The following is a 4,565-nucleotide window of genomic DNA, read 5'->3' as shown; positions in this document are numbered from 1 at the left end:
TGCCACGGTGGAAGCGGAGCGCCGGGTTGGTCTCGAAGAAGTGGTAGTGCGACCCGACCTGGATTGGCCGGTCGCCGGTGTTGGCCACCTCGAGGACGATCCGCTCGGCTCCCTGGTTGAACACGATCTCGCCCTTAGGCGTGGTGACCTCGCCCGGTACGCTCTCCGAGGCGTCGCCGCGGATCGGGTGGTGCACCGTGACGAGCTTGGTGCCGTCCGGAAACGTCGCTTCGACTTGAATGTCGGGGATCATTTCGGGCACGCCTTGCATGACATCGCCTCTCGCCAATAGCGTCGTGCCGAAACTCATCAGCGCCGCCACCGTTTTGCCGTCGCGTGCGCCCTCCATGATCGCGGCGGAGATATAAGCGACGGCCTCCGGGTAATTAGGCTTGAGGCCGCGCGCTTTGCGCCGTTCGGCGAGCAGGGCGGCCGTGAAAATCAGCAGCTTGTCTTTTTCGCGCGGCGTCAGCTCCATGACTTTCAAGTCCGCCAGATGCGCGGCGCGCATACCGGAACGCCGGTGAGCGCCGGCCGCAGGACGCTCCAGAGCGCGATGAAATAATGCTTGGCGGCTTCCGCCGAATGTCCGAGATAGCGCGCGAGCAACAGTTGCGGCAGGGCCGTGAGTCCGGTTTGTCCGACGCCGGGCGTTGCGACTTCCCGGCAACGCGCCAGCAAGCCCTTATCGATATGCTGGCTCGCCGCAATCAAGGTCGCGGTGACCGTCGCACCCTGCAAGCCGGCGATGGAGCTCAGTATGTCGTCATCGGCGCGCAGAGTGCCGTATTCGAGCCACAAGCGCCGCTGGTTCCGCCACAGTTCAACACGCTGCCGCACACAGCCGGCGGTGAAGCGCTCGCCCGACGCAGCGCGCCCCAGACAAAGTATGTCCCATCCCAGGTATTGCGCGTTCCCGGCAAGCTCGATTACGGTGCTGAGTTCGGCGTTCGCTGCATTGAAAACGATATTCTCCTGCGGAAACCACTCCAGCATCGCCGCGTTTCCGATCGCAAGATGAACGTGCTGCGCGGCCGCAGCACCTTCCGACTGGTACTCGTTCGACTCAATCCCGCCCGATTTGTACCACCTGGTCGCGCCCGGGGTCGTCAGCAGAGCCTGACTCGCCGGCTGCGCATCGACGCCGATTTCAAGCTGGTCGCCGCCGGCGATCCCTCCGGGCGGATGCAGCACCATGGTATGACAAATGGAACCGCCTTCGGGATAGAGCGCTTTCTGCACCCTGAGCGGCCCGATGTGATTGCGCTCGATCAATACCGTTTTGCCGTCGCGATACGCATAGCGCAAATGCAGTCTCGCCTGCCAGCCGGGTGCGGTTTCGATCGCAGGCTCGCGCGGAATCATAGTGCGAGGCAGGCTTTAACGTTGTCCTGCTCCATCGCCGAACCGGCGCCACTTTTTACCACCTCGCCGCGCACCATGACCAGATACTGATCGGCCAATGAAGCGGCGAAATCGTAGTATTGCTCGACCAGCAAAATCGCCATCTCGCCCTGTTGCACGAGGCTGCGTATCACGCGCTCGATATCCTTGATGATCGACGGCTGGATTCCTTCGGTCGGCTCATCGAGCAGCAGCAGGCGCGGCCGCATCATCAGCGCGCGGCCGATCGCCAGTTGCTGCTGCTGGCCACCCGACAGATCGCCGCCGCGCCGCCGCAGCATGTCTTTCAGCACTGGAAACATCTCGAAGAGTTGCGCCGGTATCGTTTCACCGCGCGCTTTGGTCGCGAGCCCGATCAGCAGATTCTCCTCGACCGTCAGCCGCGGAAAAATTTCGCGCCCTTGCGGCACGTAGGCAATGCCGAGTCTGGCGCGCGCGTGCGGCGGCAGCGCGGTGATACTCATGCCGTCGAATTCGATCGACCCCGACGCCACCGGCAGCAGCCCCATAAGGCATTTCAGCAAAGTGGTTTTGCCAACTCCGTTACGCCCAAGCACCACCGTGCACGCGCCTTTGGATATCCCGAAATCGACATCGCGCAGAATGTGGCTGCCGCTGTAGTACTGGTTGAGTTTGGCGATCTTCAGCATATCGGCATAGCGATGGCGCTCTCAGCGGCCGAGGTAGACCTCGATGACGCGTTCATCCTCCTGGACTTGACTCAACGATCCCTCCGCCAGCACGCTGCCTTCGTGCAGCACGGTTACGCGGCGCGCAATTTGCGCGATGAAGTCCATGTCGTGCTCGACCACGATCAGCGAATGCGTGCCGGCAAGGTTCAGAAACAATTCACCAGTGCGCGCGGTTTCCTCGTCGGTCATGCCGGCGACCGGCTCGTCGAGCAGCAGCAGCTTCGGCTCCTGCATCAGCAGCATGCCGATCTCCAGCCACTGCTTCTGGCCGTGCGACAACAAGCCGGCGAGTCTCGCTGCGTGCTCGTGCAATCCTATCATCCGCAAGGTGTCGGCGATGCGATCCTGCTGCGTCGAATCGAGTTGCGCGAACAGGGTCGTCTGCACACGCTTGTCCGCTTTCATCGCAAGTTCGAGGTTCTCGAACACACTATGACGCTCGAATACCGTCGGCTTCTGGAATTTGCGGCCGATGCCAGCCTCGGCAATTTGCGGTTCGCTCAGCTTCGTCAGGTCTATGGTCTGGCCGAAAAACGCGGTTCCGCTATCCGGGCGCGTCTTGCCGGTGATCACATCCATCATCGTCGTCTTGCCGGCGCCATTGGGCCCGATCACACAGCGCAGCTCGCCCGAGTCTATGGTCAGTGTGAGTTCGTTCAGCGCCTTGAAACCATCGAAGCTCACACTGATGTCGTCGAGGTAAAGAATCGGCCCATGGGTAACGTCAAGGCCGGGCCGCAGAATGCGGACGAAACCGGCATCGGGGTCTTCGTGCTGCTCTTCTTCGGTGATGGACAGATTCATCGCCGCGTGCGTGCGCTCAATAGACCGATCACGCCGCGCGGCATGAACAGCGTGACGACGACGAACAGCGCGCCCAGAAAAAACAGCCAGTACTCTGGGAACGCCACCGTGAACCAGCTTTTGGCGCCGTTCACGAGGCCGGCGCCAAGCAGCGCGCCGACCAGGGTGCCGCGGCCGCCGACGGCAACCCACATCGCAATTTCGATCGAGTTGGCCGGCGACATTTCACTCGGATTGATGATGCCGACTTGCGGCACATACAGGGCGCCGGCGATGCCGCAAATGACGGCCGACAACGTCCAGATAAACAGCTTGTAATGCAGCGGGTCGTAACCCGAAAACATCACGCGGCTTTCGGCGTCGCGGATTGCCGTCAGCACGCGCCCGAACTTGGACGTCACGATGGCGCGCGCGAGCAGCAGCGTCGCGATCAGCGCGAAGCCGGTAGCCGCAAACAGCGCCATACGCGTTTCCGGCGTGGCAATCGCGAATCCCAGTATGCGTTTGAAATCGGTGAAGCCGTTGTTGCCGCCGAAGCCGGTGTTGTTGCGGAAGAACAGCAGCATGAAGGCAAACGTCAATGCCTGCGTGATGATCGAAAAGTACACGCCTTTTATCCGCGAGCGGAAGGCGAAATAGCCGAACACGAAGGCCAGCACGCCGGGCACAAGCACGACCAGCAGGGCCGCGAACCAGAAGTGATCGGTGCCGTACCAGTACCACGGGTATTCCTTCCAGTCGAGGAACACCATGAAGTCCGGCAGGTCGCTCTGATACACGCCTTCGCGTCCGATCGAGCGCATCAGATACATGCCCATGGCATAGCCGCCGAGGGCAAAAAACAGCCCGTGTCCCAGGCTCAGGATGCCCGCGTAGCCCCAGACCAGATCCATCGCCAGCGCGACGATGGCAAAACACATGATCTTGCCGATCAGCGCGACCGCATAGTCGGAGATGTGAAACGCGCTGTCGGCGGGCAGCGCGAAATTCGCGACCGGAAAGACGATAAAAACGGTCGCTGCGAACAGCGTCAGCAAACCCCAGCCTTGCCTGCCATAAAGCTGGCGCAGGCCGCGACCGATGCCGCGGCTCACGCTTCCACCATGCGGCCCTTGAGCGCGAACAGACCCTGCGGCCGCTTCTGGATGAAAACGATGATAAACACGAGCACCGCGATTTTGGCGAGCACGGCGCCCTGCCACGCTTCGAGGTATTTGTTGACGACGCCCAATCCGAGCGCCGCGTATACCGTGCCGGCAAGCTGGCCGACACCGCCGAGCACCACGACCATGAACGAATCGACGATGTAGCTTTGGCCGAGATCGGGCCCGACGTTGCCGATTTGCGAGAGCGCGCAGCCGGCGAGCCCGGCGACGCCCGAGCCGAGGCCGAACGCAAGCGTATCGACACGGGCGGTCGGCACGCCGACGCAACTCGCCATCGCGCGGTTTTGCGTCACGCTGCGCACGAACAGGCCAAGGCGCGTGCGGTTGAGCAACAGCCACGCCAGCGCCAGCACCGCGAAGGCGAAGCCGACGATGATGACACGGTTATACGGCAATACCGCATTCGCGATCTGGATGCCGCCCGACATCCATGATGGATTTTCCACGCCGACATTCTGCGCGCCGAAAAGCGTGCGCACGGTTTGAATCAGAATCAGGC

6 protein-coding genes are annotated in these 4,565 nt (G+C 62.0%); all 6 read right to left on the bottom strand.

What is annotated here, in order from left to right:
* On the bottom strand, positions 1 to 478 hold a 478-nt coding region (gene ureA / locus H0V78_13980; protein MBA2352845.1), incomplete at its 3' end, for an urease subunit gamma.
* A 5-nt stretch (positions 479 to 483) separates the two neighbouring features.
* Positions 484 to 1,365 (bottom strand): urease accessory protein UreD, encoded by an 882-nt coding sequence (locus H0V78_13975; protein ID MBA2352844.1) that lies wholly within the window; start codon positions 1,363 to 1,365, stop codon positions 484 to 486.
* Positions 1,362 to 2,054 carry an urea ABC transporter ATP-binding subunit UrtE gene (gene urtE / locus H0V78_13970; GenBank protein ID MBA2352843.1) on the bottom strand — a complete coding sequence of 231 codons (693 nt, stop codon included), beginning with the start codon at positions 2,052 to 2,054 and terminating at the stop codon, positions 1,362 to 1,364. The genes H0V78_13975 and urtE overlap by 4 nt, the downstream gene beginning before the upstream one ends.
* 21 nt (positions 2,055 to 2,075) lie before the next feature.
* A complete protein-coding gene (gene urtD, locus H0V78_13965) occupies positions 2,076 to 2,900 on the bottom strand; it encodes an urea ABC transporter ATP-binding protein UrtD (protein ID MBA2352842.1) in 825 nt (274 codons plus the stop codon).
* The gene (gene urtC, locus H0V78_13960) at positions 2,897 to 3,982 is read right to left on the bottom strand and encodes an urea ABC transporter permease subunit UrtC (GenBank protein MBA2352841.1); all 1,086 of its coding nucleotides are present in this window, start codon (positions 3,980 to 3,982) and stop codon (positions 2,897 to 2,899) included. The genes urtD and urtC overlap by 4 nt, the downstream gene beginning before the upstream one ends.
* Positions 3,983 to 3,990: 8 nt before the next feature.
* A partial coding sequence (urtB, locus tag H0V78_13955) for an urea ABC transporter permease subunit UrtB (protein ID MBA2352840.1) occupies positions 3,991 to 4,565 on the bottom strand: 575 nt, incomplete at its 5' end.

The sequence above is a fragment of the Burkholderiales bacterium genome, assembly GCA_013695435.1.
In the GTDB taxonomy this organism is placed as follows: domain Bacteria; phylum Pseudomonadota; class Gammaproteobacteria; order Burkholderiales; family JACMKV01; genus JACMKV01.
Note: the sequence above shows the minus strand (reverse complement) of the source record. Positions and strands in the feature narration are given on the sequence as shown.